Origin of the sequence: Burkholderia sp. Bp8963 (genome assembly GCF_003854275.1) — a bacterium.
Taxonomy (GTDB): domain Bacteria; phylum Pseudomonadota; class Gammaproteobacteria; order Burkholderiales; family Burkholderiaceae; genus Burkholderia.
The window spans coordinates 1-530 of sequence record NZ_QTQP01000185.1; the positions used below are offsets into that span (position 1 = coordinate 1).

The window sequence follows — 530 nt, forward strand, 5'->3', positions numbered from 1 at the left end:
GCAATGCCCAATGGCCTTGTACTTGAGTTGTGTCCTGAACGTCGTCCACGAGGCATCGAGAACGGACTTGCCGTTCGTTTTAGCCATTGCTTTCGCGCTCACGTTGCCTACGAAGATTGCTGCATGTCTCTGAACCAGCGCCGTCGTTTCCTTATGGATGGCGTCTTTGCGCTGGTTTGCGATACGGGCATGGATCGTCTTGACCAGGCGCTTCTTGTTCGCCCGCTGTGCGATGCCCAGTTTCTCTTCGGCCTGCCGATACCACTTCGGCATATCGAAGTCAGTGCCGTCGCTGTACGCAGCCATCGTCTTCAGGCCCAGGTCGATTCCGAGCACCGACGCTCCGTCCGGCACCCGCGCTTCTTCGACCTTAACTTTCACGGCGATATTGACGTACCAGCGACCGCGCGAGTCCTCGTTGAAGCTGCCTGCACCGAGTTCGTACTTCGAAAGACCGTAGGAGTCCCACAAGCCGATATTGATGCCGTTGAAGCGAAGCTGCCCGTTCTTGTAGGTCAGCGCCCGCTTCT

Annotated in this window: 1 protein-coding gene; it reads right to left on the reverse strand. The window is 57.4% G+C overall.

Translation table 11 applies throughout. From position 1 onward, the window contains the following. Positions 1–530: RNA-guided endonuclease TnpB family protein (locus tag DID96_RS37965; RefSeq protein ID WP_148094548.1), on the reverse strand; the 530-nt coding region annotated here is incomplete at both ends.